A 25,498-nucleotide genomic window follows, 5' to 3' on the forward strand; every position below is an offset into this window, starting at 1 on the left:
TCACGCTGGTCCCTCCGACTTCAGACCACGGATACAAATGGCCAAACGACAGACTCTCGGGCGCGGCCTGTCCGCCCTGTTCGGCGAGGCGGAGGCCTCGGCCATCGCCGCGTCGGCCGACGACACCGGCGCCGGTCCGGACGCCACCGCGATCCCGTCCGGCACCGGCGACGCCGCCGCGCCGGCGTCCGGCGTGCGCCAGCTGCCGGTGGACCGCCTGAGCCCCAGCCCCTTGCAGCCGCGCCGGGTGTTCGACGAGGCCGGGCTGGACGAACTGGCCGAGAGCGTCCGCCATCGGGGCGTCCTGCAGCCCTTGTTGGTGCGCCCGCGCGCCGGCGCGCCCGACCAGTATGAGATCATCGCCGGCGAGCGCCGCTGGCGCGCCGCTCAGCGCGCCCAGGTGCACCAGGTGCCGGTGCTGGTCCGGGACTTCACCGACCGCGACACCCTGGAGGTCGCCCTTGTCGAGAACCTGCAGCGCCAGGATCTCAATCCGATGGAAGAGGCCGAGGGCTACCGCCGCCTGGTCCACGAGTTCGACCACACCCAGGAGGCCCTGGCCGAGGCGGTGGGCAAGAGCCGCAGCCATGTGGCCAACACCATGCGCCTGCTGACCCTGCCGGAGGAGGTGCGTGGCCTGCTCAACGACGGCGCGCTCACCGCCGGCCATGCCCGGGCGTTGCTGACCCTGGAGCACCCCACGCAGGCCGCCCGGGACGTGGTCCGCAAGGGCCTGAACGTCCGCCAGACCGAGACCCTGGCCCGCGAAATGGCCCAGCGCCCGGCCCAGGCACGCCCCCGCAAGGGCAGCGGCCCGCGCGCCGGACGTCCCGACAAGGACGCCGACACCCTGGCCCTGGAACGGGACCTGAGCGCTCAGCTCGGTATGGCGGTGAGCATCGACATGAAGGCGGGCGGCGGCACCCAAGGCACCGTCACCGTGCAGTACGCCTCGCTGTCGCAGCTCGACGAGATCCTGGCCCGCCTGTCGCGCGGCCCCTCGGCGGAGGATGGCGACGACATCACACCGTCGCCCTTTGGGTAAGCCACCGCCCGCCGAGGCGTCCGGGCATGCGCGGTCGTCACCGCCGCTCCACGGCCACGGCCACCTCGTTGCGGCGCAGGAAGGGCAGGGTCCAGGGCGGATCGTAGAACCACGCCACCGGCTGGCCCACCGGGCGCCACGCGGTCCGGTCGAGAGCCGCCAGCAACGCCGCCTTGCGCGCCTCGGTCCGGTCGTCGTTGCGGAAGCCGGAGAAGCGCAGCACCGCCATGTCCCGCCCGGGCAGGCCCACGATGCGCACCCGCGCATGGGTGGGAACGGGCGCGGTGTCCGGCGTGGACCCGTCGGGCAGGAAGAAGCGCATGACGTAGGCGTCCTCGCCGGCGGCCCCGGTTCGGTCCGATCCCGTGCTTTCCACGGGCACGGTCATGGGAATCTTCGTGCCCGCGCGCCCGCCGCCCGTCGGCCGGGCCACCGGCGTGGTCATGGCCACCGTCTCGCCCTGGCGATTGGCTCCGGAGATGTAGTCGAACAGCAACCGGAAGGCGGCGTTGCCGGTGGTGGGCGCGCCGTCGTCGCGGGGGATCACCTCGGCGGCGACCCGATCGCCATAGCGGCGCACCTCGACATGACGGGTGCCGTCGTCCCCGGGCACGGACAGACGGTCCTCGATGGTGAAGGCGGACTCGGGCGTGCCCGAACGGCCGCCGGTGATGGCGCAACCGGCCATGGCCAGGACTCCCACAAGGCTGATCGCCACGAAGGCGCGAGATGAGCGTGTCATGCCCAGACATACGGCATTCGTGTCCACCCGGATCATGGGAGGCCCCAGGGACGCTGGACGTTGGGCGTCGGGCGTCGGGTGCTGGGCCTCGGGCACGCGGCGGGACGTCGCGCCGCCCGAAGGGACGTCCCCCATCCCAACCGCCGATGGGGGCGAAGGTCCGTCCTCCGCCCCCGATCGACAAACGCCGATCGACAAACACCGATCGGCGGCCCCGATGACCGGCCCGATGACCGGCCCGGTGACCGCCCGCCGGCGCGGGGATCAGGCGCGCTCAGGTACCGGCAGCTTCACCCAGTCCCGATAGAAGGTCTCGATATCCGGTTCGAAGTCATGCACCACCGGATACCAGGGCGTCGGTGCCTCCACGTCGTGCATCACCCCGCAGGTCGGGCAATAGTATTCCCGGTAAACCTGCCAGGCGGGATCGGGCGCCATGAGGCGTGGATAGACCTCGGCCATGGCCTCTTCGGTATCCCGCACGTAAACGAGAGCATTCAGCTTCCAGTTTTCGTCACAGTCACCAAAGTTGTGGCCACACTCGCACATCGTCACCCACGCCTTATCCCTGGTCTGGACGATGTGGAGATGGGGGCCGAGCGGCAGAATGATCCGGGTATCGAAGGACGCCTTGTCCTGCAAAACCTCCAGGTACAGGCGGAAACGGTCGGCGTCCTTGGGCATGGACAGCATGCGATGGACGGTGGTCCAGGGCGCGCGGCCCTCGATCAGATCGGCGATCTGGTGCTTGGTGTAGCTGGACATGCGTTTGAGTCCCTTGCTCGATATCCGTCACGGGGTGGGGCGGGGAGGGCAGGGGACGCGACGGCGGCACCGCCCCCCGGCCGCGTCCAGTCCTATTCCTCGACCAGCACGACGGTGCGCACGTCGGGCAGCGTCGACAGGTCATTGCGGTGCCGGGCGCCGAAGGCGGGCACGCCCAACTCGTCCTCCGTCAGGGTCCAATCCCCGGGCAGGTCCCAGAAGGCGCGGAAGCGGGCCAGGAAGGTGTCGCTGAGCCCGAAGCTGCTGGCGAACATGTGCTTCACCGGAAGGGCGGCCTGCTTGGCGAGGATGCGTTCCCGCTCCTCGGCCATCCACGCGCGGGTCGGCTTGGCGCGGGCGAGGCGCTCCCGGCGGATGTCCGCGCGCCGCCTGGCCGTGGCCTCCCCATCCACCGCATAGCGCCCCTCCGCGTCGCGCGCGAACACCGCGCCGTAAACGGTTTCGGCGAACCGGGGCAGCACAAGGCGGTCGTTCAGGTCGGCTTCCACCGCCGCCGGATCCCGGTCCAGGGGATCGCCGAAGCCGGGACCGCCGCGCAGGTAGTTCAGGTACAGGTCGTGGTTCTCGAAGATGGACTCGGTGGTCATGGCCTGGTTGTCGCGTTTGACCACGGCGCTCGCGCCCAGGTGCTGTTCGTAGGCGCGCGCGTCCGGATCGCGGTCGGCGCCCAGGGGCAGGGACAGGCCCTCGGCGATGCGCGCCTTGAGGTCGGTCTTGTGGGCCTCGAAGCGGTATCCGGTGGCCGAGGGATAGCCACCCATGAGCCCCCAGTCGGAGTTCATGTAGCCGTTGCCCATGAAGTACATGGTCCAGTCCTCGGCCTTCCAAACCATGCGCAGGGTCTCGAAGCCGCAGCCGCCCCGGTACGTGCCATAGCCGCCGGAGTTGGTCTTCACGGTGCGCCCCAGGTAGAGCAGGGGCTCGGCCAGCTCCCAGATCTCCATGTCGCCCATGTCGCCCTCGGGGTTCCAGATGGCGGCCGCGTTGTTCAGGCCATCCTTGACCGCGCCGGCGCCGGTGCCGCAGGCGGCGGCCTCGAAGCTGTTGACGGCGTGGATCTCCAGATCCTGGTTGATTCCGCCTCCCTGGAGCCAGTTGGAGGTATTGGCGTTGCCGGCGTTGACCTCCTCCAGGTAGCCCCGGGCGAAGTAGGCGGAGCCCAGCCCCCGCCATAGGGCGCTCCAGCCGGACACCAGGAAGTGCCAGGCGTAGGCGTGGCCGGTGCGCCGGTCGTCCGGGTTCATCCAGGTGCCCTTGGGTAAGCGGAACTGGGTGCCGTAATAAGCGCCGTCGTTGATCCGCTCGGTGGGCACCAGGGTCTGGGTCATCATCACCCAGATGCCCGAGGTGAACGCCACCTGGTTGGCGTTGTACGTATGCCAGCCCCAGCGGCTCGCGCCCTCGAAGTCAAGGCGCCAGGTGGCGTCGGGCTTGATCGTGATCTCCACCGGCGCGTGCATGATGGTATCGACCTTGGCGAAGGCCGAGGGACAGCCGATGTCCTCGTGGGCGTAGGGCACGTCCACGAAGGCCACCCGGCGGTAGGTGCCGGGCACAGTCATCGCCTTGACACGGCTGGCCAGGCCCCGGCGGCCCTCCTCGATGACCTCGTGGGCGAAGGTCCTCCAGGTCTCCAGGCCGTCCTCGCGGATGACCTCCTCCACCAGGTCGCGGATCATGTGACAGCCGGCGATGCGGGTGCGTTCGTCCAGGATCCAGTATTTCGTGGTGCGCACGGCGCGCTGGCTTTCATGCAGCCAGTCGCGGAAGGGCTGGTCGTTGGCGCCGGTCTTGCGGCAGGTGATCTGCACGCCGTCCCCGAAGCGCTGCACCTGGCCCGTGGACATGGACCCGGGCCCCACCGACCCGGTGTCGATGACATGGGTCACGCCGCCCACCCAGCCGACGAGCGTATCGTCGGCGAAGATGGGGACGATGGTGGCGATGTCGCAGGGATGCACGTTGCCGATGGAGCAGTCGTTGTTGGTGAACATGTCGCCGGGGTTGATGCCGGGATTGGACTCCCAGTCGTTCTCGATCATGTACTTGATGGCCGCGCCCATGGTGCCGACGTGGATGATAATGCCCGTGGAGGTCAGCACGCAGTCCCCGGCGGCGTTGTACAGGGTGAAGCACAGTTCGCCTTCCTGCTCGACGATGGGCGAGGCGGCGATTTTCTTGGCGGTCTCGCGGGCATGCACCAGACCGCCGCGCAGCTTGGAGAACATCTTCTCGTAGGCGATGGGGTCGTTTTCCTTGAAGGCCAGGGCCTTCAGGCCGTTGTAGAAACCGGTTTTGGCGGTGCGGGCCAGCACGGTGTCGCGGTTCTGCTTCAAGGTCTTGCCGCCGCCGGCCAGGCCCGCGTGGATCGTCTTGGAGATCACGTTCATGGTCAGGCGCTCCCCTGGGCGGTGGTTTCCGTGAGATGGAACAGCCGGTGCTCGTCCAGCCAGGCGGCGAAGCCATCGGGGACGACGAAGGTGGTGGCCGAGGATTCGATGATGGCCGGGCCGGTGATGTGGTTGCCGGCCTTCAGGGCCTCCATGTGCCAGACGGTCGCGTGGACCCAGCGGTTATGGCGGAAGACCGCCCGGCGGCCGATGCGGGCGTCCTCGGGCGGATCCTGGCCGGCCAGCGGCTCCTTGGGCAGGTGGGGCTTCTGGGTGGCGACCACGCCGCGCATGATGGCGCCGGTGATGCTGAAGCCCAGCTCCGGCGAGCGCGCGGCGCTGGCGTAGACGCGGGCGTAGGTTTCGTCGAACGCCGCCACCAGCCGGTCCCAGTCGGCCGCCGTTGTCGCCGAGGTGACGGGGGAGTCGATCTCCAGGTCGTTGAGCTGCCCCATGTACTGCATGCGGTAGCCGGGGTGGAGGGTTACCGCCGAGGCCTCGAAGCCGTTGATGGCGAACTCCTCGATCACCTTGGCGGCCAGCTCGGCCCAGGCCTCCTGAAGGGCCGAGACCGCCTGCGTCTTGAAGGCATCGGGCGCGCCGCCGGGAACGGCCACGTCCACGGACTTGTCGTACCGGTATTCGAAGTCCGCCGTGGCGCAGCCGAAGGCGGAGAATCCGGCGGCCCAGGCCGGGACGATGACATCCTTGAAGCCCAGTCCCTCGGTGTAACCATAGGTGTGCACCGGCCCGGCGCCGCCGTAGGAGAAGCAGACGAAGTCCGTGGGGCTGTAGCCCTTGGCGCTGATGGTGGCCCGCAGGTGGTCGCGCAGGCTCAGGTCCAGCAGCTCGACCACCCCGGCGGCGGCTTCCTCCACCGACAGCCCCAGCGGATCGGCGATCTGCGCCTTGAGCGCGGCGTGGGCGCGCTCCACATCCAGGGTGATCTGGCCGCCCAGGAAGTTGTGCGGATTCAGGTACCCCAGCACCACATGACAGTCGGTGACGGTCACCGTGTCGAGGCCGCCCTCGGGCCAGCAGACGCCCACCCGGTAGCCGGCGCTGTCCGGCCCCAGCTTGATGGCGTTGGTGTGGGGATCCAGGCGGACGAAGCTGCCGGCGCCCGCACCCACCGAGTCCATGGCCACCAGGGGCAGGGACAGCACCAGGCGGGCCATGTCCGGGTCGGCGGCGATGGCGAAACTGCCCTTGGTGATCAGCGCCATGTCGAAGCTGGTGCCGCCGATGTCCGAGCAGGCGATGGTGTCATACCCCAGCAACTCACCCAGGAACTTGGCGCCGATCACCCCGCCCACGGGGCCGGACACCATGGTGCGGGCCAGTTCCTTGGCCTTCCAGCTGATGGTGCCGCCATGGGTGGCCATGACGCGCAGGTCGTGGCGGGCGCCCTGGGTCCGCATGCGGTCGCTGATCCGGGTCAGGGTCTTGCGGGACGGTTCGGCGGCGTAGGCCTCCAGGATGGTGGTGTTGGTGCGATGGCTCTCCTTGCGCACCGGGTAGTAATCGACGGAGGCGAAGATGGGCAGGTCCGGCTTACCGTGTTCGGTGGCCACGGCCCGGCAGATGTCCCGCACCCGGCGTTCGTTGCCGCCGTTCTTGTGGGAGTGCAACAGGCTGATGGCGATGGCCTCCACGCCCAGGGCGATCAGCTCGGCCGCCGCCTGGCGCGCCTCGTCCTCGCGCAGGGGAATGGCCACGTCGCCTTGGGAATCGGTGCGCTCGGTCACGCCCCGGGTGCGCTCGATCGGCACCAGGGGCGGGTCGTAGCGATGGGTGTTCAGGTGGATACGATCCTCGAAGGCATAGCCGAGATAGGACTGGATGGCCCGCCCCATGCGGTGGAAGTCCTCCACGCCCCGGTTGACGATCAGGCCGACGGCGAGCCCCTGGCGTTGAACCACCCGGTTGAGCATCGCCGTGCCCGAGTACACGCAGGTGATCATCTCGGGATAGACGTCCTCGATCGACCGGCCCCATTGGGCCAGGGCATCGACCGAGGAATCGGAAATCGCCAGGGACTCGTCGGCGGGATTGCTCTGCGCCTTGCCGACGACGAACTCGCCGTCGGCCTGGACGAAGAAGGTGTCGGTCATCGTGCCGCCGGCATCGATGCCCATGACCTGGACCGAATTGGCTTGGTGTCCCACTGTGTCCTCCCATGAGACCTGTTCTGGGTGACGTCCGGGGACGGACCCGCGCGGCGGGGGTCCGATGGACGCCACCGGGAGGCAGGGCAACCGTCGTGCCATGGCAGGAACGACAAGGACTCTGTTGTATTTTCAAGGGGTTGGAAGGCAGTCATCGGGTCCTGACCGCGTCCGCACCCTGACCGGTTCGCGTTTGCGGTCCGGACGCGTCATCCGAAATCCGGATCCACGCAAGGGGGTCGGTACGCGACACGGCACGGCATGGCCTCGGGCCTGCGAGAGGCTGGATCACGGCCGGGCGGCCGCCCGGACCCGCCCCACGACATCATGGGGAGGACACCCCTCAAGCCCCCATTTCTCTTTTCAAATCAAAGGAATAAGTCCGAGGCTCCGGCAAGCGGCGGGGCAACGCCCCGCATCGGCGCCCTACCTGGGGCACGCGGCCTGTGTCGTGTCGTGTGGATCACGACGCCGGCGTGGCCGCGCGGTCTACCGACCCCCGTGTCGCGACCGCGCCGGCCGGGCCTGAAGGGCCGAAACCCGATCGACGCGGTGGCGTTTCATCTTCTCGTAAAGCGTGCTCTTGGCGATCCCCAGACGGGTCGCGGCCCGCGTCAGGTTGCCGCGTTCGTGGGCGATGGCGTCGACCATGGTTTCCCGTTCCCGGTCGGCCAGCGACACCGGATCCCCCGCTGCCGGCGCGGGACGGTGTCCGGGACCGGTGTCGGCGTCGCGATCGTCGTCGCCGCCCCCCTCCGGGGGGCCGGTCCCGATCCTCGCGGACCGCGGCGCCGGCGCCTCGGCGTAGTCCGGCGGCAGGTCGTCCCGGGTGACCCCCTCGCCCTCGACCAGCAGCATCAGGCCCTCGACCACGTTGCGCAGCTCGCGGACGTTGCCCGGCCAGGGATGGGCTTGCAGCGCCGCGATCAGATCCGCCGAGGGACGCTTCGCCGCCACGCCATAGGCCCGCCGGGTCTGGTCGATGAAGTGCCGCACCAGGATGGGGATGTCCTCCACCCGGTCGGCGAGACGCGGCAGGTGAAGCACGGTCACCGCCAGCCGGTAGAACAGGTCCATGCGGAAGGCACCGGCGGCCACGTCCGCGCGCAGGTCGCGATTGGTCGCGGCCACCACCCGAACCTTGATCCGGCGTGGTTTGTGTTCCCCCAGCCGGTAGACGACGCCGTCCTCCAGGACGCGCAGGAAATGGGCCTGCAGGTCCGGCGGCATCTCGCCGATTTCGTCCAGGAACAGGGTGCCGCCATCGGCGGCCTCGAACTTGCCGCCCATGCCTCCCCGGCGGGCTCCGGTGAACGCGCCATCGCCGTAGCCGAACAGCTCGCTCGCCAGCAGATCCCGCGTCATGGCGGCGCAGTTCAGGGGCACGAACGGCCCGGTGCCCCGGGGTCCGGCGGCATGCAGGGCGCGCGCGAACACCTCCTTGCCGGCGCCGGTCGGCCCCAGCAGCAGCACCGGAACCGGCAGCCGCGCCAGGCGGCGGGCCTTGGTCTTCACCGCCGCCAGGACCGCGCTGGTTCCGACGATGGCGGCGAAGGGATCCGCGTCCTCGGTCCCGGGGGGGACGGCCTCGGCCACCGCCGGGGATCGATGCCCGGGACGCGACGCCGGGATGGCCAGCAGCGTCCCCAGGTGTTCGGCCCGCTCCATCACCGGTTCCAGCCAGTCCCGCTTGAGCCAGGGAGGCAGGGGGGTGTCGGGCGGAGCGTTGTCCGGCCAGGGACCGGGCAGGGCCACGTCGTTGCAGGCGCCCAGATCCAGGCCCAGGCCATTGAGATACGCCTCGGCGCGATGGTTGGCCCGAACCATCCGGCCCCGATGGTCGAAGATCATCACCCCCTGATCGGCCCATTGCCGGGTGCGCGTCAAGGCGACATCGAGCAGTCGAGCCCGGCGCTCGCCGTGCACGGCGGCCAGGCGGGCCTCGATCCGGCTGGCTCCGGTGACCGCCAGGGCCAGGCAGTGCGTGTTGTGGCTGCCCTTGAGGCCGGAGATATCCAGGACTCCCACGATGCGCCCGTCGTCAGGGTCGTGAATGACGGTGGCCGAGCAGGTCCAGCGCTTGATGCCCTCGCAGAAGTGCTCGGCGGCGACGATGCGCACCGGCTGTCCGGCGGCCAAGGCCGTGCCGATGGCGTTGGTGCCACTGACGGACTCGTGCCAGGCCGCGCCCGGGACCAGGCGAATATCGTGACTTCGCGCCTTGGCCTGCGGATCGCCCTCGACCCACAGAATGACACCCTCGGGATCGGTCAACACCATCACGGTCCGGGACTCCGCCAGGAACTGCCGCGCCTGCGCCATGACCGGCCGCGCGGCCTGAACCAGGTCCCGGTGCCGGTCCTTGAGGGCGTCCAGGGCGTCCTCGGCGACCATCACGGGCGCGGACCGGCGAACCGGATCGACACCAAGGGACTGGCAGCGGCGCCAGGAGTCTTCCACCGTCCGGCGCACGGCATCGGTGGGCATGCCCTCCCCGGACAGGAATTTCTCCCAGGCGGCCATGGTCGTTGTGTCGCCGCCCGGCCCGACGGCTCGGCTGTACGGGGTGCCTGCCATGACGGAACCCTCCCCGAGGTCGTCCGTCCATGGGACGATCCTTTTTCATTGCGTCTTCAGTATAAACCACGGTTCCCATGTTGTCTGCGGACACCCCGCCGCCGTCGCGCCAGCACCCGATCTCGGGTGCGCGCCACGGCGTTTCCGAACGCCCGGTCGGGACACCGGCCAGAGGATCGTCCTAAGCAAGGCGTGGACCATGTCCCGTCGCCCTGGTTCGCGCGGACTCAGGGACCCTCGGGGCGGGGTCTGGGGACACGCCGACCGGTCGGACCCGGACAACCCGTCCGGATCCGGGTCGACTCGCCCGGAATCCGATCACCGACCCGTGATCTTGACTCCCGCCCCATGACACCTGCCGATGCGACGGCACCCCGCCACGGGGTCCGGAGTCCAGACCGCGATGCAGGGCACTCGTCACCAGCACACTATTCAGGAAGAACCGTTAGATCATATCGTAGGGACCACGGACCACGCTGTCCGCAACCTTAGAGCATGGTGCGTGAGTCTGGACTCACGCACCATGATTTATGATTCTGATATTTAAGAAAATCGTCGTCGCGATCCGGTTCGGATCGCTCGGGATTTTCTTTAACTATTCATACTATCGAAGAAATCATTATTGTTCTTGGTGTCCTTGAGCTTGCTCAGCAGGAATTCCATGGAATCCTGCACGCCCATGGGCATCAGGATACGACGCAACACCCACATCTTGGACAGCGTTCCCTTGGGCACCAACAGCTCTTCCTTGCGGGTGCCGGAGCGGGTGATGTCGATGGCCGGGAACACACGTCGGTCGGACAGCTTGCGGTCGAGGATGATCTCGGAGTTACCGGTACCCTTGAACTCCTCGAAGATCACCTCGTCCATGCGCGATCCGGTCTCCACCAGGGCGGTGGCGATGATGGTCAGGGAGCCACCTTCCTCGATGTTGCGCGCGGCGCCGAAGAACCGCTTCGGGCGTTGCAGCGCGTTGGCGTCCACGCCCCCCGTCAACACCTTGCCGGAACTGGGCACGATGGTGTTGTACGCGCGCGCCAGACGGGTGATGGAATCCAGCAGGATGACCACGTCACGCTTGTGTTCCACCAGCCTCTTGGCCTTCTCGATGACCATCTCGGCCACCTGCACATGGCGGCTGGCGGGTTCGTCGAAGGTGGAACTCACCACCTCGCCGCGTACCGAGCGGGCCATGTCCGTCACCTCCTCGGGTCGCTCGTCGATGAGCAGAACCATGAGGTAAACGTCTGGATTGTTTGATGAAATCGCGTGGGCGATGCTTTGCAGCATCATCGTCTTGCCGGTACGCGGCGGCGCCGTGATCAGCGCGCGCTGACCCTTGCCCAAGGGCGTGACCAGGTCGATGACCCGGGTGGTGAAGTCCTTGCGGGTCGGATTGTCGATCTCCAGCGACAGCTTCTCGTCCGGATACAACGGCGTCAGATTGTCGAAATTGATGCGATGCCGCACGTTGTCCGGATCCTGGAAGTTGATCCGGTTGACCTTCAACAGGGCGAAGTAGCGTTCCCCATCCTTCGGCGCCCGGATCTGACCTTCCACCGTGTCGCCGGTCCGCAGCGAGAAGCGTCGCACCTGGCTGGGCGAGACATAGATGTCATCGGGACCAGGCAGGTAGTTTGCCTCGGGAGAACGCAAAAATCCGAAACCATCCTGGAGGATCTCCAGGACACCGTCGCCGAAGATCGCCGTTTCGTTTTCGGCCAGTTGCTTGAGAATCGCGAACATCATTTCCTGCCGTCGCAGGGTGCTCGCGTTCTCGATTTCCAGCTCTTCGGCGAACGCCAAAAGATCCGTAGGGGTTTTCTTCTTAAGATCCTGGAGATGCATGGTGGTCTCGACGATCGCGCATGCGGGAGGCGGGGCGCGGGCTGGGGAGGGGAATCGCCGGTGGCGCCGTCGTGATCGACGGACTCTCCGAGGTCCGGTCCAGGGCCGCCAGGCGCGGTGAGGGTCCATCGACTCCCGATGTCCGATCCCGTACGACCACGGACGAAGATCAGGATGCGGCGACAGAACGATGAGGAAACCGGGGGTCACGGCACATGACGTGCGACGGTCCGGGCACCGCTCCCGTCAGCGCCCCGTGAGCTTCCACGAGAACACCGAGGGGCCAGACCCGCACGGCCTCACGCCACCTCCGGGAAACGAAGATTTGCCTGGATGACCAGCCCGATGAGGGATGAGACGGGTCGGGTCCCCACGGACCCAACCAACGGCAGACTACGGAAAGCCAGACCCCCACGCAAGGAAAAAACCCGGGCTTGTGCCCCGGCCTGTGCCCAGGCCCGTGATGGTGATGTGGCGGCGCGCGCGTCACGGTGCGCGTGCCCGGGCCGGCTAGAACGTCGGCTTGACGATCACCACCGTCACGATCACCAGCATCATCAGCGTCGGCACCTCCCCCCAGACACGATAGAACACCGCCGAATGCGTGTTCCGGTCGGCCTCGAAGTTCTTCCGCCACCGGGCATAGACGCCGTGCGCCACCAGCATCCCCGCGACCATGAGCAGCTTGATGTGGAACCAGCCGTCCAGCAGGAACTGTCCCCACAGAAGCAGGCCCGTGACCAGCACGATCCCCAGCGCGGGGTTCATGATCGCCCTCAACAGGCGCCGCTCCATGACCTTGAATGTTTCGGAGGCCGACGACCCGGCCTGTTCCCGGGCGTGATACCGATAAAGACGGGGCAGATAAAACAGTCCAACCATCCACAGGATGACGCCGACGACATGCAGGGCCTTGATCCACAGCATGTAGTCATACAGATCAAAGAGATCCATAAAATCCACGTATTCCATGGGTTTTATCCTCCCCATCGTTCCGGTCTGGCCCGAACGGGTGGCATCACGGTGTTTTCGTCTGCCGAGGATTGGGAACATGCGGACACATGCTCCAGGTCTCGGCGCAAACTCGCGCGCCCACCTGGGAGCACAGCCGCCCCTGCGCCGGTCCCGCCTCGATCAGGCAGCCGTCGCCCTCGGTCGGGTTCACCGCCCGGCTCACCAGGTCGGCCAGGCCCTCGATGAACGCGGCATGGGTTTGCACCGTCGGCACCCGCACATAGACCGGGACACCGCGCTCGCGGGCCAGGTCTCCGTACTCCAGATCCAGTTCCACCAGCGTCTCGGAGTGCTCCGAGACGAAGGCCAGCGGCACCACCACCAGCGGCACGCCATCGGCGCCGGCCCGCACGATCTCGGATTCCGTGTCCGGACCGATCCACTCCAGCGGCCCGACACGGCTCTGGTAGCACACCAGCCAGTCCAGGTCCGGCTGGTCCATCTGTTCAATCACGGCCCTGGCGGTCATCTCCACCTGGCTCTGGTAGGGATCGCCCTTCTCGATGCTGGTCTTGGGCAGGCCATGGGCCGAGAACAGCACCCGGGGCCCGGCGGTCAGGCCGTGGATCTCCACCCCGGCGCGGGCGCGACCAAGGCCCTCCAGCGTCAGATTGGCCAGCGCGGTGACAAACCCGGCTTCGGTGGGATAGCAGCAGACCGTCAGGGTCTCGGCCGACAGGCCCCGTGCCTCGGCGATTTCCACCCAGGCCCGCAGCGAGGATCCGCTGGTGGACCCCGAGTGCTGCGGGTAGAGCGGCAGCAGCACCACGGTATCCGGCTTGAAGCGCTTCACCTCGTCCACGGCGGCGCGGGTCATCGGATGCCAATAGCGCATGGCGATGAACACGCCGATCTCGTCGGCCAGACCACGGTCGGCGAGCACCGCCGCCAGCGCGTCGGTCTGCGCCTTGGTCTGCTCCACCAGGGGCGAGCGACCGCCGATGCGGTCGTAGATGGCGCGGGCGACCGGCGCCCGGCGTCCCGAAATCAAGCGCGCCAGGATCCAGCGCACGGGCGCCGGCAGGCCAATGATCGCCGGGTCATTGAACAGGTTGAACAGGAAGGGCTTGACCGCCTTCAGGCTGTCCGGACCCCCGAGATTGAACACAACAACAGCCAGTCGGCTCATGATCTCTCCAGATCCCCGTCTCGCCGATGGTCCAGCGGGCGGGGGAGCGCGCGGCGCGCGGCTCCCTCGTCATGCCGCCGGCATGTCACCAGCGAGTCGGGCCAACCCTACACCGAACCAGGGCGCGGCGCATTGCGAACGCGGTCCATCAGACGCGCCACATTCTCGGGGGGCGTCTGCGGCACGATCCCATGGCCAAGATTGAAGACATGGGGCCGATGTCCACCCAGGGTCTTCAGGACATGATCGGTGGCCGCGTCCAGCGCCGCGCCGCCGACCACCACGTGAATCGGATCCAGATTGCCCTGGGTCACGGCCAGCGGCTGGATGGCCTCGGCCGCCCAGCCGCAGGGTAGGCTGGTGTCCAGGCTGACGGCGGTCACGCCGGTGTCGCGCACGAAGTCGGGGTACAGTAGGCCGGCCCCGCGCGGGAACCCGATCACCGGAATGCCGGGCCGCTCGGTCTGAATGCGCCGGGTCAGGCGCCCGATCGGCGCCACCACCCAGCGCCGGAAATCGGCCTCCGGCAGCGCGCCCGCCCAGGTATCGAAAATCTGCACCGCCTCGGCGCCGGCGTCGATCTGGGCGATCAGGTAGTCTCCGGTCGCCTGCACCAGGGTGTCGATCAGGCGTTCGAACAGGTCCGGACGGCCATAGGCCCAGGCCTTGGTCTTGGCGAAGTCCTTCGAGCCGCCGCCCTCGATCATGTAGGTGGCCACGGTCCAGGGCGCGCCCGCGAACCCGATCAGGGCGGTGGTGTCCGGAATGGCCTTGGCCAGGCCGCCCACCGTCTCCAGCACCGGCCGCAGATGATCCAGGACCCGGCCGACGTCGAGTTTGGCCAGGTCGTCCTCGGTCTTCAGGGCGTCGAGCACCGGACCCTCGCCCTGCCTGAAGGCCAGATCCTGCCCCAGGGCGTGCGGAATCACCAGGATGTCGGAAAACAGGATGGCGGCGTCGAAGCCGTAGCGCCGCAAAGGCTGCAAGGTCACCTCGACGGCCAGTTCCGGGTTGTAGCACAGGTCCAGGAAGCTTCCCGCGGTCCGCCGCGTCTCCAGGTACTCCGGCAGGTAGCGCCCGGCCTGACGCATCAGCCACACCGGCGGCGGCCATACCGCCTCACCCGCCAGGACACGAAGGAAGGGCTTGTCGGCCGACGGGGCGCTCGACTGGGACACGAGGACATCTCCGGCTGGTTGCGACCCGGACGCGGGTCGGGGGAAACGGATCGATCCGGGGCCTCGATCGTGGCCAAACGCGGATCCGGCCGAGGAACCGGCCGACGGATCAGATCCTCCTTCTACCCATTCATAGAAGGAAAAAAAAGAGGAGGTGGTTGTTGTGGATGCCGATGGATTTCGGGAATTCGCGATCGTCCCGAGGTTATCCCCGGCCACGACCGGCCGGGGACGCCGTGTCGGCATGGCGTGTCGCCGGTCTGTGGGCAGGTCCGGGATGATCCGGGAGGGGTCGGGCGAGTCCATCATGGCCGTCCCAGGAGTCGTGGGACGCGAAAACCCGGCCTGCCCATCGACCGGGGAAAGCGGGAGTCATGGGGATAACGACTCCCGGATCGCGCGCGCCGTCCCCAAAGTCCCCGGAACCGCTTCAGGGTTATTCCGGTGGGGACAGGCAGGGGGGTGACCGGACGGGCGAACCGGGGTAAAACCCGGGGTCCGTGACGAGGCCGTTCCTTGTCCCCAGGACCGCCCCGGTCATGCACAGGGTTGTCCCCAGGACCAGGGTCCGACTCCGGGTCGATCCGTGGCGCATGGCGCGCGGGACCGCACCCATCGTGTTTCTCCGGCGAGCCCGAGGTGTGGTCGTGACCGAACACCATCTGCATCTGGTCTCCGACGCCACCGGGGAGACGATCAGCAGCGCGGTTCGGGCCTGCCTGGTGCAGTTCGACACCGTGCCGAAGGTCAACCAGCATCTCTGGTGGCTGGTGCGGACCCCGGGACAGGTGCGGCGCCTGATCGAGGGCATTCAGGCCCATCCGGGGGTGGTATTCTTCACCCTTGTGGATCCGGAGATCCGCGTCGTCCTGGAAGATGCCTGCCGGGATCTGGGCGTGCCGGCGGTGCCGTTGCTTGATCCGGTCCTGCTGGCCCTGAAGCAGTACTTCCAGGCCGACTTTCGCAGTGATCCGGGTCGTCAGCACAATCTTGACGACGCGTACTTCCGCCGCATCGACGCCATCCACTACACCCTGGCCCACGACGACGGCCAGCTGCTGGAGAAGCTTCACGACGCCGATGTCATTGTCCTGGGCGTCTCGCGCACATCCAAGACGCCGACCTGCATGTACCTGGCCAACAAGGGATTCAAGGCGGTCAATATTCCGCTGGTGCCGGCTGTGCCGGTGCCGGATCAGGTGCTGGCCCTGGTCAGGGATCCGGCGACGGATGCCGGCACGGCACCCCTGATCGTGGGGTTGACGCGCGAGGCCCGCAGCCTGTCACAGTTGCGCCGAAACCGCTTACGCGTTATGCACGAGAGCGTGGATAGCATCTACGCAGACGAGGAACACGTGCGGGACGAGGTGGCCCGTGCCCGGCGTCTGTTCGCCCGTCATGGCTGGCCGGTGATCGACGTCACCCGCAAGTCCATCGAGGAAGTGGCGGCGGCCATCATCCAACGCATTCAACGTCATCAGGGAATGTCGTGGTGACCGTATCCTACACAAGCCGCGTCGCGGTGCCCGCCGCCCCGAGCGCCCTGCCCCTTCTGCTGGCGTCGGCAAGCACCACACGCCGGGCCTTGCTGCTCGCGGCCGGTGTGCCGCTGGCGGGACATAGCGTGATGCCCATGGATGAAGGTGCCCTTCGCGACGATCTGCGGGCCGAGGGCGCCACCACCGAACAGGCGGCCGACCGCCTGGCGCTGGCCAAGGCGCAGATCGTGTCCAGCCGTTATCCCGGGACCCTGGTGCTGGGCGCCGACCAGATTCTGGAAACCGCCGATGGCGCCTGGTTGGGGAAACCTGCCGATCGCGCGGCGGCGAAGACGCAGCTTGAGGCCCTTCGCGGGACCACCCATCGTCTGGTGTCGGCGGCCGTGCTGGTTCATGATGGCGAACCGGTCTGGCGCACGGTGAGCGACGCGCGCCTGACCATGCGCCCGTTCACCGATGATTTTCTGGAGGCGTACCTGAATGCCACCAGCAAGGCGGTGACCCAGAGCGTCGGCGGATATCAGGTGGAAGGCATGGGTCTCCAGCTCTTTTCCCAACTTGACGGCGATTACTTCACCATCCTGGGCCTGCCCCTCATGGCGGTGCTGGAGGCCCTTCGCGCTCGTGGCGTGGTGCTCGCGTGAGTCTGGCCGACTCCGTTCCCGCCAATGCCAACGGTGCGGGCGGGCCGCGCCTGCCCAGCGGCGCCGCCCGGGTGGCGGGCGTGATCGGCTGGCCGATCGGTCATTCGCGTTCGCCGCGTCTGCACGGGACCTGGCTGGCCTGGTACGGCATCGACGGCGCCTATGTGCCGCTGCCGACCCCGCCGGACAGGGCCGATGAAGCGTTGCGCGCCTTGCCCGCGCTCGGGCTGGTCGGGGCCAATGTCACGGTCCCGCACAAGGAACGGGCCTTTCGGGCTTGCGATACCCTGACCGACCGCGCCCGGCGCGTGGGTGCCGTCAATACCCTGTCGATCACCGAAATGGGTGGCCTTCACGGCGACAGCACCGATGGCTTCGGGTTCCTGGAAAACCTGCGGCACGGGGCGCCGGGCTGGGATGTGACCCGGGGTCCGGCGGTGGTGCTGGGCGCGGGCGGCGCGGCGCGGGCGGTCTGCGCGGCGCTGCTGGAGGCCGGCGCGCCGGCGGTGCGCGTGCTCAATCGCACCGTGGCCCGGGCCGAGACCCTGGTGGCCGACCTCGACGAGGGCGGTGTCATGACCGTGGCGCCCCTGGCGGACGCGGCGGCGGCGCTGATCGATGCCGCGCTGCTGGTGAACACGACGTCCTTGGGCATGGTGGGCCAGCCGTCCCTGGTCCTGGATCTGGCTCCGCTGCCCCCCGACGCGCTGGTCAATGATCTGGTGTACGCGCCCCTGGAGACTCCCTTGCTGGCCGCCGCGCGGGCGCGCGGCAACGGCGTGGTGGATGGCCTCGGCATGCTGTTGCATCAGGGCCGGCCAGGCTTCCAGGCGTGGTTCGGCGTCGACCCGGAGGTGACCCCGGCGCTGCGCCGCGCGGTTCTGGATGACTGAACGGACGTTGGTCACGACCCGGCGTCGGGCCCGGGGCGCACGCCTCGGCGGCCGGCGCATGACGGTCCTCGGCCTGACGGGTTCCATCGGCATGGGAAAGTCGACGGCCGCCCGCATGATGCGCGGGCTGGGCGTGCCGTGCCATGACGCCGACGCCACGGTGCACGCCTTGCTGGGACCAGGCGGCGGCGCGGTGGCCGCCGTCGCGGCGGCGTTTCCCGGCGTGGTCCACAACGGCGCGGTGGACCGCGCGGCGCTGGGCACGCGGGTGTTCGGCGACGACGCGGCCTTGAAACGGCTGGAAGCGATCCTGCATCCTCGGGTGCGCGCGGCCGAGCGGGCCTTTCTCCGCCGCCAAGCCTTGGCACGCCGGCGGCTGGTGGTGCTGGACGTGCCCCTGCTGTTCGAGACCGGGGGCGAGCACCGGTGCGACCTCGTCCTGCTGGTCACGGCGCCGGCCTTCCTTCAGGCCCAGCGGGTATTGCGCCGTCCCGGCATGACGCCAGAGCGGCTGGCCCGGATCCGGGCGAAGCAGATGCCGGAGGCGGACAAGCGCCGCCGCGCCGATCGGACGGTCAACACCGGCCTGGGCATGGCGCCGGCCTATCGGCGGGTGCGCGCGCTGGTCGATTACCTGCGGGCCGCGCCGGCCGGCCCCATGACGAGGACCTCATGATTCGCGAAATCGTGCTGGATACGGAGACCACGGGCTTCGACCCGGACCAGGGCGACCGCATCGTGGAAATCGGTGCGCTGGAGCTGCTCAACCACGTGGCCACCGGCCGGACCTATCACGTCTACCTGAACCCGGAACGGGACATGCCGGAGGGCGCCTACCGGGTTCACGGCCTGTCCAGTGCCTTCCTGGCGGACAAGCCGCTGTTTCACGAGGTGGTGGACGCTTTCCTGACCTTCATCGCCGACTCGGCGCTGGTCATTCACAACGCCGCCTTCGACATGAAGTTCCTGAATGCGGAACTGGCCCGCATCGACCGCCCGCCCCTGTCCATGGACCGGGCCATCGACACCGTGACCATGGCCCGGCGGAAGTTCCCGGGGGCGCCGGCCAGCCTGGACGCGTTGTGCCGACGGTTCGCCATCGACAACGCCCATCGCGCCCTGCATGGGGCGCTGCTCGACAGCGAATTGCTGGCCGAGGTCTATCTGGAGCTGATGGGGGGACGCGAGCCGGGACTGGGACTCATGAAGACCGGCGCGGCGCGGCGCGGCGCGGACCCGGATGATCCTGGAGGAGCGGACGGCGCCCTGCCGTCGGCGGCCACGCGACCCCGGCGGTCGCCGCGCCCGCATCAGGAAAGCGCGGCGGAACGGGACGCCCACGGGGTGTTCCTGACGCGCCTCAAGGACCCGATCTGGTTGCGTTGACCCGACAGGGCCCCGCCGATCCCTGCATGACGGATGCGCGCATGATCACACGCACGTGATCACCGGGACATGACCACAGGGGGCATCGGTGAACGGTGGCCCGACGAACGGGGGTCGCCGGGCCGGCCACCGACTCCAGCGGTCCAGGACATGGGCCGCCGGATATCCTGACACGGACCGTCCGGGCTCAGGCGGCCTGCAGGCGCTCGAACTTGGCCTGCAACTGCGCCGGAGTCTCGGCATGCGCCGGATCCTTCACGATGCAGTCGACGGGGCAAACGCCAATGCACTGCGGATCGTCGAAATGGCCCACGCACTCGGTGCAGCGATCGGCGGCGATGACGTAGATCGTGTCGCCCTCGGAAATGGCGTCGTTGGGGCATTCAGCGATACAGGCATCGCAGTTGATGCAGGTGTCGATGATTTTCAGGGCCATGGATTGGGGATCCTCTTGAACGGTCGGGTCGTCCGGTCGGACCAAAGCGACGGGACAAACCCATGGGTGGTGAATGATCCAGCCCGGCGCGGGACGCCGGGGACTGGACCAATCCAGGGTGCCAGGGCCTCGGTCCCGACGCAACGGGATGAGCTATGGGGTCATCGAACCGAGCCGGTGTCCCAAGGCGATACACCCGTCCGAGCGGTACGCAAAACGCGAGATGGCGGCAATGATGTGTGTCAATCAGCGCCCCATCGCGTTCCTGTCTATTTCGTTGCGAACCCCATCATGGGGGGGCTATACCGGCAGACTTGCGCGGTCTTGTCTCCTCGTCCTCCCCTTCTCGGTCGGTCGTGGGGTGCCCTGGCACCGCGCCCCCGACGAGAGACGCCCGCGGACGGGCGCCGGCATGAGCCCGGACTCGGGCCCCGGATGATTTGGGAAGGACTTCATGGCGCATACTTCGGTCTCCATCGCCCTGACAGGCAGTGGCGGTGCGGGCGTGATGACGGCGGGACAGAGTCTTCTGGACGCCGCCGCCAAGGCGGGATTCTACGGCCTCATGGGGCGGACCCTGGGCCCCCAGATCCGGGGTGGCGAGTCGGCCGCCCTGCTGCGCCTGGGCACGCACCCGGTGCAGGGCACGGATGACGGTTACGACATCATCGTCGCCTTCGACTGGGGGAACTTCGCCCGGTTCCACGACGAAATGCCGCTCAATCCGGGCAGCGTGGTGATCGCCGATCCCCACAACGGCGCCGTGCCCGACGTGCTGGCGCCCAGCAATCCCCACGTGGTGATGGTGCCGTTCCACGACCTGGCGAAGGGCATTCAGGGCGGGCGCGTCAACATGGTCGGCCTGGGCCTGATCGCCGCGCTGATCGGGCTCGATCAGGCGTTCCTGATCGAGCGCCTGTCGCGCCAGCTCGCGGGCAAGGGTGCCGAGGCGCTGGCCGCCAGTAAGGCCGGCCTGGAGGCCGGCGCCGGGGCCGCCGCCGCCATCACCGGTGTCGCGCCCCTGTCGGCGCCGGACCCGGCGCGCGGCGAGCGCTGGTCGCTGACCGGCAACGAGGCCGCCGGCCTGGGCGCCATCCAGGGGGGCGTGCGCTTCTGCGCCGCCTATCCCATCACCCCGGCCACCGACGTCCTGGAATGGCTGGCCCCCAACCTGCCCAAGGTGGGCGGCATGCTGGTCCAGTGCGAGGATGAACTGGCCTCCATCAACATGCTGCTGGGGGCCAGCTTCGGCGGCACGCCCTCGGTGACGGCCACGTCCGGCCCCGGCCTGGCGCTGATGACCGAGAGCCTGGGTCTGGCCGTGGCCTCGGAGACGCCGCTGGTGGTGGTCAACGTGCAGCGCGGCGGGCCGTCCACCGGCATCCCCACCAAGTCGGAACAGTCGGACCTGAACATCGCCGTGCATGGCCTGCATGGCGACGCGCCGCATGTGGTGACCGCGCCCCTGTCCATCGGCGACTGCCTGTTCACCACCCAGTGGAGCGTCTATCTGGCCGAAAGCCTTCAGACGCCGGTGATCGTGCTGTCCGATCAGGTGTTGGGCCAGTCGCGGGCCATCATCGATCGCCCGGCGGACATCGCCTTCATCGGCCGCCGCCGGGTGCCGGAAACACTGGACGCCAGCTACCGCCGCTACGAGCTGACCGCCGACGGCATCTCCCCCATGGCCCTGCCGGGCATGGAGGGCGCCTCCTACACGGCCGAGGGGCTGGAGCACAACCCGTTCGGCCATCCCTCGACCCAGACCAACTTCCACGAGGAACAGCTCGCCAAGCGCCGCCGCAAGGTGGAGGGCTTCGACTACGGCGATCCCTGGGCGATGACCGCCGGAGACCCGGACGCCGACATCGTCGTGCTCACCTGGGGCTCGTCCACCGAGCCCGCGCGCGAGGCGATGGAACGCGTCCGCGCCGAGGGCCGGCGTGTCCGTCTGGTGGCGGCCCGCCTGATCGCGCCGGTTCCGGTGGACCGGTTGACCGCCGCCCTGGAGGGGGCCCGCCATGTCGTGGTGGTGGAGCAGAACCACAGCGGCCAGTACTGCAACCTGCTGCGCGCTCACATGGACCTGCCCGGCACCGTGCATCCTCTGCATCGCCCCGGCCCGCTGCCCCTGCGGCCCGGGGAAATCGTCGACCACCTTCGCGGCCTGTAGGGAGCGCGCGTCATGGATGTCCCCCTGGAAGAGACCCCCGTCTACAAGGTCAAGAGCTACAAGTCCGACCTGAAGCCGATCTGGTGCCCGGGGTGCGGCGACTTCTCGGTGTTGTCGGCCATCATGCGGGCGCTGACCGAATTGCAGCTGCCGCCCCACCAGGTCTCGTTGGTGTCGGGCATCGGATGCTCGTCTCGATTGCCGGCCTATTCCACCCTCTACGGCTTCCACAGCGTGCATGGCCGCGCCCTGCCGGTGGCGAGCGGCCTGAAGCTCAGCCGCCCCGATCTCACCGTTCTGGCGGTGGGCGGCGACGGCGACGGCTTCTCCATCGGCGGCAACCACTTCATCCATGCCTGCCGGCGCAACGTGGACATGACCTATATCGTCATGGACAACAGCGTCTACGGCATGACCAAGGGCCAGGCATCGCCCACCACGGATCCGGAGTGGCCGGGATCCAAGCTGACGCCGGACGGCCCGGGAGTGGCCGCGTTCAAGCCGCTGGAGATGGCCCTGTCGGCGGGCGCGACCTTCATTGCCCGGGCCTTTTCGGGCGATCCGCTGGAGGTGGCCCGCCAGATCTGCGAGGGCATCCAGCACCCCGGGTTCTCGTTCGTGCACGTCCTCAGCCCCTGCGTCACCTACCGTCCGGAACAGAAGACGTGGCGCGAGCGGGTCCACGAGGGCTTTCCCGAGCCCACGGATGATCGCCGCGAGGCGTTCTTGCGTCTGCTGGACGACGACGCCTTCTCGACCGGCATTCTCTACAAGGGCCGGACCGGGGCCTTCCAGCCGCACGCCGAGGCGACCACCCGGGCGGTGGCGCTGGGCGATCAGTTCGTGATCTGATCCCCGGCCGGAGGACACCCGCCGGGCATCGAGACAGGAAAGGGACGACGGGGATGGAGACGGTGGAGGAGTTCCTGGCGCACGCCGTGGCCCTGGAGGAGGACTCGGCGGTGCGCTTCGACGACATGGCCGATGCCCTGGAGGTGCACCAGAACGACGAGGTCACCGGACTGTTCCGCCGCATGGCCCACTTCTCGCGCCTGCATCTGGCCGAGGCGCAGAAGATGGCCGAGGGTCTGGACCTGCCGCACTTCAAGCCCTGGGAATACAAGTGGCCGGACGCGGAGGCGCCGGAAACGCCCGAGATGGACGCCACCCACTACCTGATGACACCGCACCACGCGCTAACCCTGGCGCTGGACAGCGAGAAACGGGGGCATGCCTTCTACGCCGATCTGGCGGCCAACAACGGTAACGACCGGATCCGGGAACTGGCGATGGAGTTCGCGGAGGAAGAGGCCGAGCATGTAGCCTTGCTGGAAACCATGCTGGCCAAGTATCCCCTGCCGCCCGGGGACTGGGACGAGGACATGGACCCGCCGGTGGCCGTGGATTGAGGTGAGGGCGGCGGTCGCCGCCCGCGTCGCTACAGCTGCGCCCGCAGCCCCTGGACGATGGACCCCAGACCCATGAGGCCCAGCACCGCCGCCACGGTCAAGCCGATGCCGGTGGAGACCGACGGGATGCGCACCAGCACGCGGATGGCCCGGCCCAGGCTGGCGTAGATCAGGAACACGCCCGCCGCGACGGCCGCCAGGGCCACGGTCAGGGCCAAACCCAGGGCCATGGAACTGCCCTCCCGGGGGATGATCTGCGGGAACAGGGCCACGAAAAAGACGATGGCCTTGGGGTTCATCAGGGTGACGACGAACACGTCCACGAAACCCCGCGCGCGCAGCGTGGCGGCCTGTCCCAGCGAGGACTCCAGGGCGCGGAACGGGTTGTGACGGGCCAGATCCACCCCCAGCCATACCAGATAGCCGCCGCCCAGCACCAGCATGACCCGGAACAGCGTGTCATAGGTGTCCATCACCACGCCCACCAGGGCGAAGGAGGCCAGCGCCTGAAGCACGGATGCCGCCACGTTGCCGGCGGCGGCGGGCAGGGCCCGCGCCACCCCGTGGCGGGCGCCGGTGGCCAGGGCCAACACGGTGGTCGGGCCGGGAATCAGGCCCACCGCCAGGATGGTCAGGCAGTAGGTGGCCCATTGCTGCGTGGTCATCGGGCATCGGGTCCCTGTGGGTGCACGATCAGGCTTCCATACTAGGAAGATCCCTGGGGGTTCACGATTAAAAAGTGTTCACGTCGGCCAGGCCCTCGGAACCGGCGTCGCTCCCGCCCGTGCCGGCTCCGTTTTCCGTCTTGACCGATCCCCTCGGCGGCGACCACACCTCGGCTATGACCGACATCTCTACCCTGTTCGCCCTGTCCACCGCGCCCGGCCGCGCCGGGGTGGCGGTCGTCCGCGTCTCCGGCCCGGGCGCCGGCCCCGCCCTGCTGGCGCTGACCGGCCGCGAGGCCCTGCCGGCGCCGCGCCGGGCCACGCGGACGGTGATCCGCGATCCCGCTACCGGCGAGACCCTGGATGACGGCTTGGTGCTGTGGTTTCCCGGGCCGGCCAGCTTCACCGGCGATGACGTGGTGGAACTGCACGGGCACGGGGGACGGGCGGTGACGCGGGCCATCCTGGACGCCCTGGCCGCCCGGCCCGGACTGGCGCCGGCCGAGCCGGGGGCCTTCACCCGCCGGGCGTTCGAGGCCGGCAAGCTGGACCTGACCGCCGTGGAGGGCCTGGCCGACCTGATCGACGCCGAGACCCGGGCCCAGCACCGCCAGGCGCGCCGGCAGATGGACGGTGCCCTCGCCCGCCTGACCGAGGGCTGGCGGGATCGGCTTGTCCGCCTGCTGGCCCACCTGGAAGCGACCCTGGACTTTTCCGACGAGGACCTGCCCGAGGCGCTGCTGGCCGATCAGGCGTCGGCGGTGGAGTCGCTGCGCGCCGAGATCGACGCCTGCCTGGCCGACGACCGGCGCGGCGAGCGCCTGCGCGACGGCGTGCACGTGGCCGTGCTGGGACCGCCCAACGTCGGCAAGTCCAGCCTGGTCAACACCCTGGCCCGGCGCGAGGCGGCCATCGTCTCGGCGGAGGCCGGGACTACGCGTGACGTGCTGGAGGTGCACCTGGACCTGGGGGGCGTGCCGGTGGTGCTGGCCGACACGGCGGGCCTGCGCGAGACCGGGGACCTGGTGGAACGGGAGGGCGTGCGCCGCGCCCGTGCTCGCGCCGAGGCCGCCGACCTGCGCCTGCTGTTGCTGGACGGCACGATCGACGCGCCGCTTGATGAGACTCTCGCGACGCTGGCCGCCGATCCCGACACCCTGGTGATCCACACCAAGGCGGACCTGTGGTCCAGGCGGCCCGACGGGGTGTCCCTGCCCCTGTCGCTGGTCACCGGCGCCGGGTTCGACGCCGTGATGACGGCCGTCGCCGGCCGGGTCCAGGCCCTGGCCGAACTGGGCGCCGGGCCGCCCTCGCCGCTCACCCGGGCGCGCCACCGCCAGGCGCTGGCCGAAACCCGCGAGGCCCTGGCGCGCGCCGCCGAGGCGCCGTTGCCCGAACTGGTGGCCGAGGACCTGCGCCTGGCGCTGCGGGCGCTCGGCCGCATCACCGGCCGCGTGGACGTGGAGGACCTTCTGGACGTGATCTTCGGAGACTTCTGTATCGGCAAGTAGCGCGC

General features: G+C 68.8%; 21 protein-coding genes. 10 read left to right on the forward strand and 11 right to left on the reverse strand.

All coding sequences use genetic code 11. The annotated features are described in order from the left end of the window. Window positions 1–37 precede the first annotated feature (37 nt). Complete coding sequence (locus tag GGD89_RS00615) at window positions 38–1,045, forward strand: ParB/RepB/Spo0J family partition protein (protein ID WP_184042155.1); 1,008 nt, start codon at window positions 38–40, stop codon at window positions 1,043–1,045. 37 nt (window positions 1,046–1,082) lie between these two features. Here the strand turns inward: GGD89_RS00615 and GGD89_RS00620 are convergent, their stop codons facing one another. The 9 genes from GGD89_RS00620 to hemE all read right to left on the reverse strand — a co-directional run bounded on the left by GGD89_RS00620 (window position 1,083) and on the right by hemE (window position 14,877). Continuing rightward, window positions 1,083–1,787, reverse strand: a complete 705-nt coding sequence (locus tag GGD89_RS00620; RefSeq protein ID WP_246422146.1) for an SOUL family heme-binding protein — start codon at window positions 1,785–1,787, stop codon at window positions 1,083–1,085. A 264-nt stretch (window positions 1,788–2,051) separates the two neighbouring features. Next, the gene (locus GGD89_RS00625; RefSeq protein ID WP_184042156.1) at window positions 2,052–2,552 is read right to left on the reverse strand and encodes an acetone carboxylase subunit gamma; all 501 of its coding nucleotides are present in this window, start codon (window positions 2,550–2,552) and stop codon (window positions 2,052–2,054) included. A gap of 92 nt (window positions 2,553–2,644) precedes the next feature. Beyond that, entirely contained in the window at window positions 2,645–4,963 is a 2,319-nt protein-coding gene (locus tag GGD89_RS00630) for a hydantoinase B/oxoprolinase family protein (protein ID WP_184042157.1), read from the reverse strand. A gap of 2 nt (window positions 4,964–4,965) precedes the next feature. Beyond that, entirely contained in the window at window positions 4,966–7,131 is a 2,166-nt protein-coding gene (locus GGD89_RS00635; protein ID WP_343058478.1) for a hydantoinase/oxoprolinase family protein, read from the reverse strand. A gap of 489 nt (window positions 7,132–7,620) precedes the next feature. Then, window positions 7,621–9,708, reverse strand: a complete 2,088-nt coding sequence (locus GGD89_RS00640; protein ID WP_184042159.1) for a sigma-54-dependent Fis family transcriptional regulator — start codon at window positions 9,706–9,708, stop codon at window positions 7,621–7,623. Between the two features lie 591 nt (window positions 9,709–10,299). After that, window positions 10,300–11,556 carry a transcription termination factor Rho gene (rho, locus tag GGD89_RS00645; protein ID WP_184042160.1) on the reverse strand — a complete coding sequence of 419 codons (1,257 nt, stop codon included), beginning with the start codon at window positions 11,554–11,556 and terminating at the stop codon, window positions 10,300–10,302. Window positions 11,557–12,066: 510 nt separating this feature from the next. Then, window positions 12,067–12,528, reverse strand: a complete 462-nt coding sequence (gene hemJ / locus GGD89_RS00650; RefSeq protein WP_246422154.1) for a protoporphyrinogen oxidase HemJ — start codon at window positions 12,526–12,528, stop codon at window positions 12,067–12,069. A gap of 46 nt (window positions 12,529–12,574) precedes the next feature. After that, complete coding sequence (hemH, locus tag GGD89_RS00655) at window positions 12,575–13,699, reverse strand: ferrochelatase (RefSeq protein WP_184042161.1); 1,125 nt, start codon at window positions 13,697–13,699, stop codon at window positions 12,575–12,577. A 107-nt stretch (window positions 13,700–13,806) separates the two neighbouring features. Beyond that, complete coding sequence (hemE, locus tag GGD89_RS00660; RefSeq protein WP_343058479.1) at window positions 13,807–14,877, reverse strand: uroporphyrinogen decarboxylase; 1,071 nt, start codon at window positions 14,875–14,877, stop codon at window positions 13,807–13,809. Between the two features lie 641 nt (window positions 14,878–15,518). Here hemE and GGD89_RS00665 point away from each other — a divergent pair. Genes GGD89_RS00665 through dnaQ form a run of 5 tightly spaced genes read left to right on the forward strand, consistent with a single transcriptional unit; the run spans window position 15,519 to window position 19,299 of the window. Next, complete coding sequence (locus GGD89_RS00665; RefSeq protein ID WP_184042163.1) at window positions 15,519–16,373, forward strand: pyruvate, phosphate dikinase/phosphoenolpyruvate synthase regulator; 855 nt, start codon at window positions 15,519–15,521, stop codon at window positions 16,371–16,373. Continuing rightward, on the forward strand, window positions 16,370–17,020 hold the full coding sequence (locus GGD89_RS00670; RefSeq protein WP_343058481.1) for a Maf family protein: 651 nt from the start codon (window positions 16,370–16,372) through the stop codon (window positions 17,018–17,020). The genes GGD89_RS00665 and GGD89_RS00670 overlap by 4 nt, the downstream gene beginning before the upstream one ends. Window positions 17,021–17,070: 50 nt before the next feature. Then, the gene (locus GGD89_RS00675) at window positions 17,071–17,913 is read left to right on the forward strand and encodes a shikimate dehydrogenase (protein ID WP_184042326.1); all 843 of its coding nucleotides are present in this window, start codon (window positions 17,071–17,073) and stop codon (window positions 17,911–17,913) included. 58 nt (window positions 17,914–17,971) lie between these two features. After that, a complete protein-coding gene (gene coaE, locus GGD89_RS00680; RefSeq protein ID WP_184042164.1) occupies window positions 17,972–18,589 on the forward strand; it encodes a dephospho-CoA kinase in 618 nt (205 codons plus the stop codon). Next, on the forward strand, window positions 18,589–19,299 hold the full coding sequence (dnaQ, locus tag GGD89_RS00685) for a DNA polymerase III subunit epsilon (RefSeq protein ID WP_184042327.1): 711 nt from the start codon (window positions 18,589–18,591) through the stop codon (window positions 19,297–19,299). The genes coaE and dnaQ overlap by 1 nt, the downstream gene beginning before the upstream one ends. 187 nt (window positions 19,300–19,486) lie before the next feature. Here dnaQ and GGD89_RS00690 read toward each other — a convergent pair whose 3' ends face one another. After that, window positions 19,487–19,735: a YfhL family 4Fe-4S dicluster ferredoxin gene (locus GGD89_RS00690; protein WP_184042165.1), complete on the reverse strand. Its 249-nt coding sequence runs from the start codon at window positions 19,733–19,735 to the stop codon at window positions 19,487–19,489. A 454-nt stretch (window positions 19,736–20,189) separates the two neighbouring features. Between GGD89_RS00690 and GGD89_RS00695 the strand changes: the two genes are divergently transcribed. The 3 genes from GGD89_RS00695 to GGD89_RS00705 are packed head-to-tail and all read left to right on the forward strand — an operon-like array spanning window position 20,190 to window position 23,317. Next, the gene (locus tag GGD89_RS00695) at window positions 20,190–21,908 is read left to right on the forward strand and encodes a 2-oxoacid:acceptor oxidoreductase subunit alpha (RefSeq protein ID WP_184042166.1); all 1,719 of its coding nucleotides are present in this window, start codon (window positions 20,190–20,192) and stop codon (window positions 21,906–21,908) included. A 12-nt stretch (window positions 21,909–21,920) separates the two neighbouring features. After that, complete coding sequence (locus GGD89_RS00700; RefSeq protein WP_184042167.1) at window positions 21,921–22,760, forward strand: 2-oxoacid:ferredoxin oxidoreductase subunit beta; 840 nt, start codon at window positions 21,921–21,923, stop codon at window positions 22,758–22,760. A 53-nt stretch (window positions 22,761–22,813) separates the two neighbouring features. Further along, the gene (locus GGD89_RS00705) at window positions 22,814–23,317 is read left to right on the forward strand and encodes a ferritin-like domain-containing protein (protein ID WP_184042168.1); all 504 of its coding nucleotides are present in this window, start codon (window positions 22,814–22,816) and stop codon (window positions 23,315–23,317) included. A gap of 29 nt (window positions 23,318–23,346) precedes the next feature. Here the strand turns inward: GGD89_RS00705 and GGD89_RS00710 are convergent, their stop codons facing one another. Continuing rightward, on the reverse strand, window positions 23,347–23,982 hold the full coding sequence (locus tag GGD89_RS00710) for a LysE family translocator (protein WP_184042169.1): 636 nt from the start codon (window positions 23,980–23,982) through the stop codon (window positions 23,347–23,349). A 176-nt stretch (window positions 23,983–24,158) separates the two neighbouring features. On the opposite strand from GGD89_RS00710, the gene mnmE reads away from it, so the two are divergent. Further along, a complete protein-coding gene (gene mnmE, locus GGD89_RS00715) occupies window positions 24,159–25,493 on the forward strand; it encodes a tRNA uridine-5-carboxymethylaminomethyl(34) synthesis GTPase MnmE (protein WP_184042170.1) in 1,335 nt (444 codons plus the stop codon). Window positions 25,494–25,498 lie beyond the last annotated feature (5 nt).

Source organism: Roseospira visakhapatnamensis (assembly GCF_014197915.1).
Taxonomy (GTDB): Bacteria; Pseudomonadota; Alphaproteobacteria; order Rhodospirillales; family Rhodospirillaceae; genus Rhodospira; species Rhodospira visakhapatnamensis.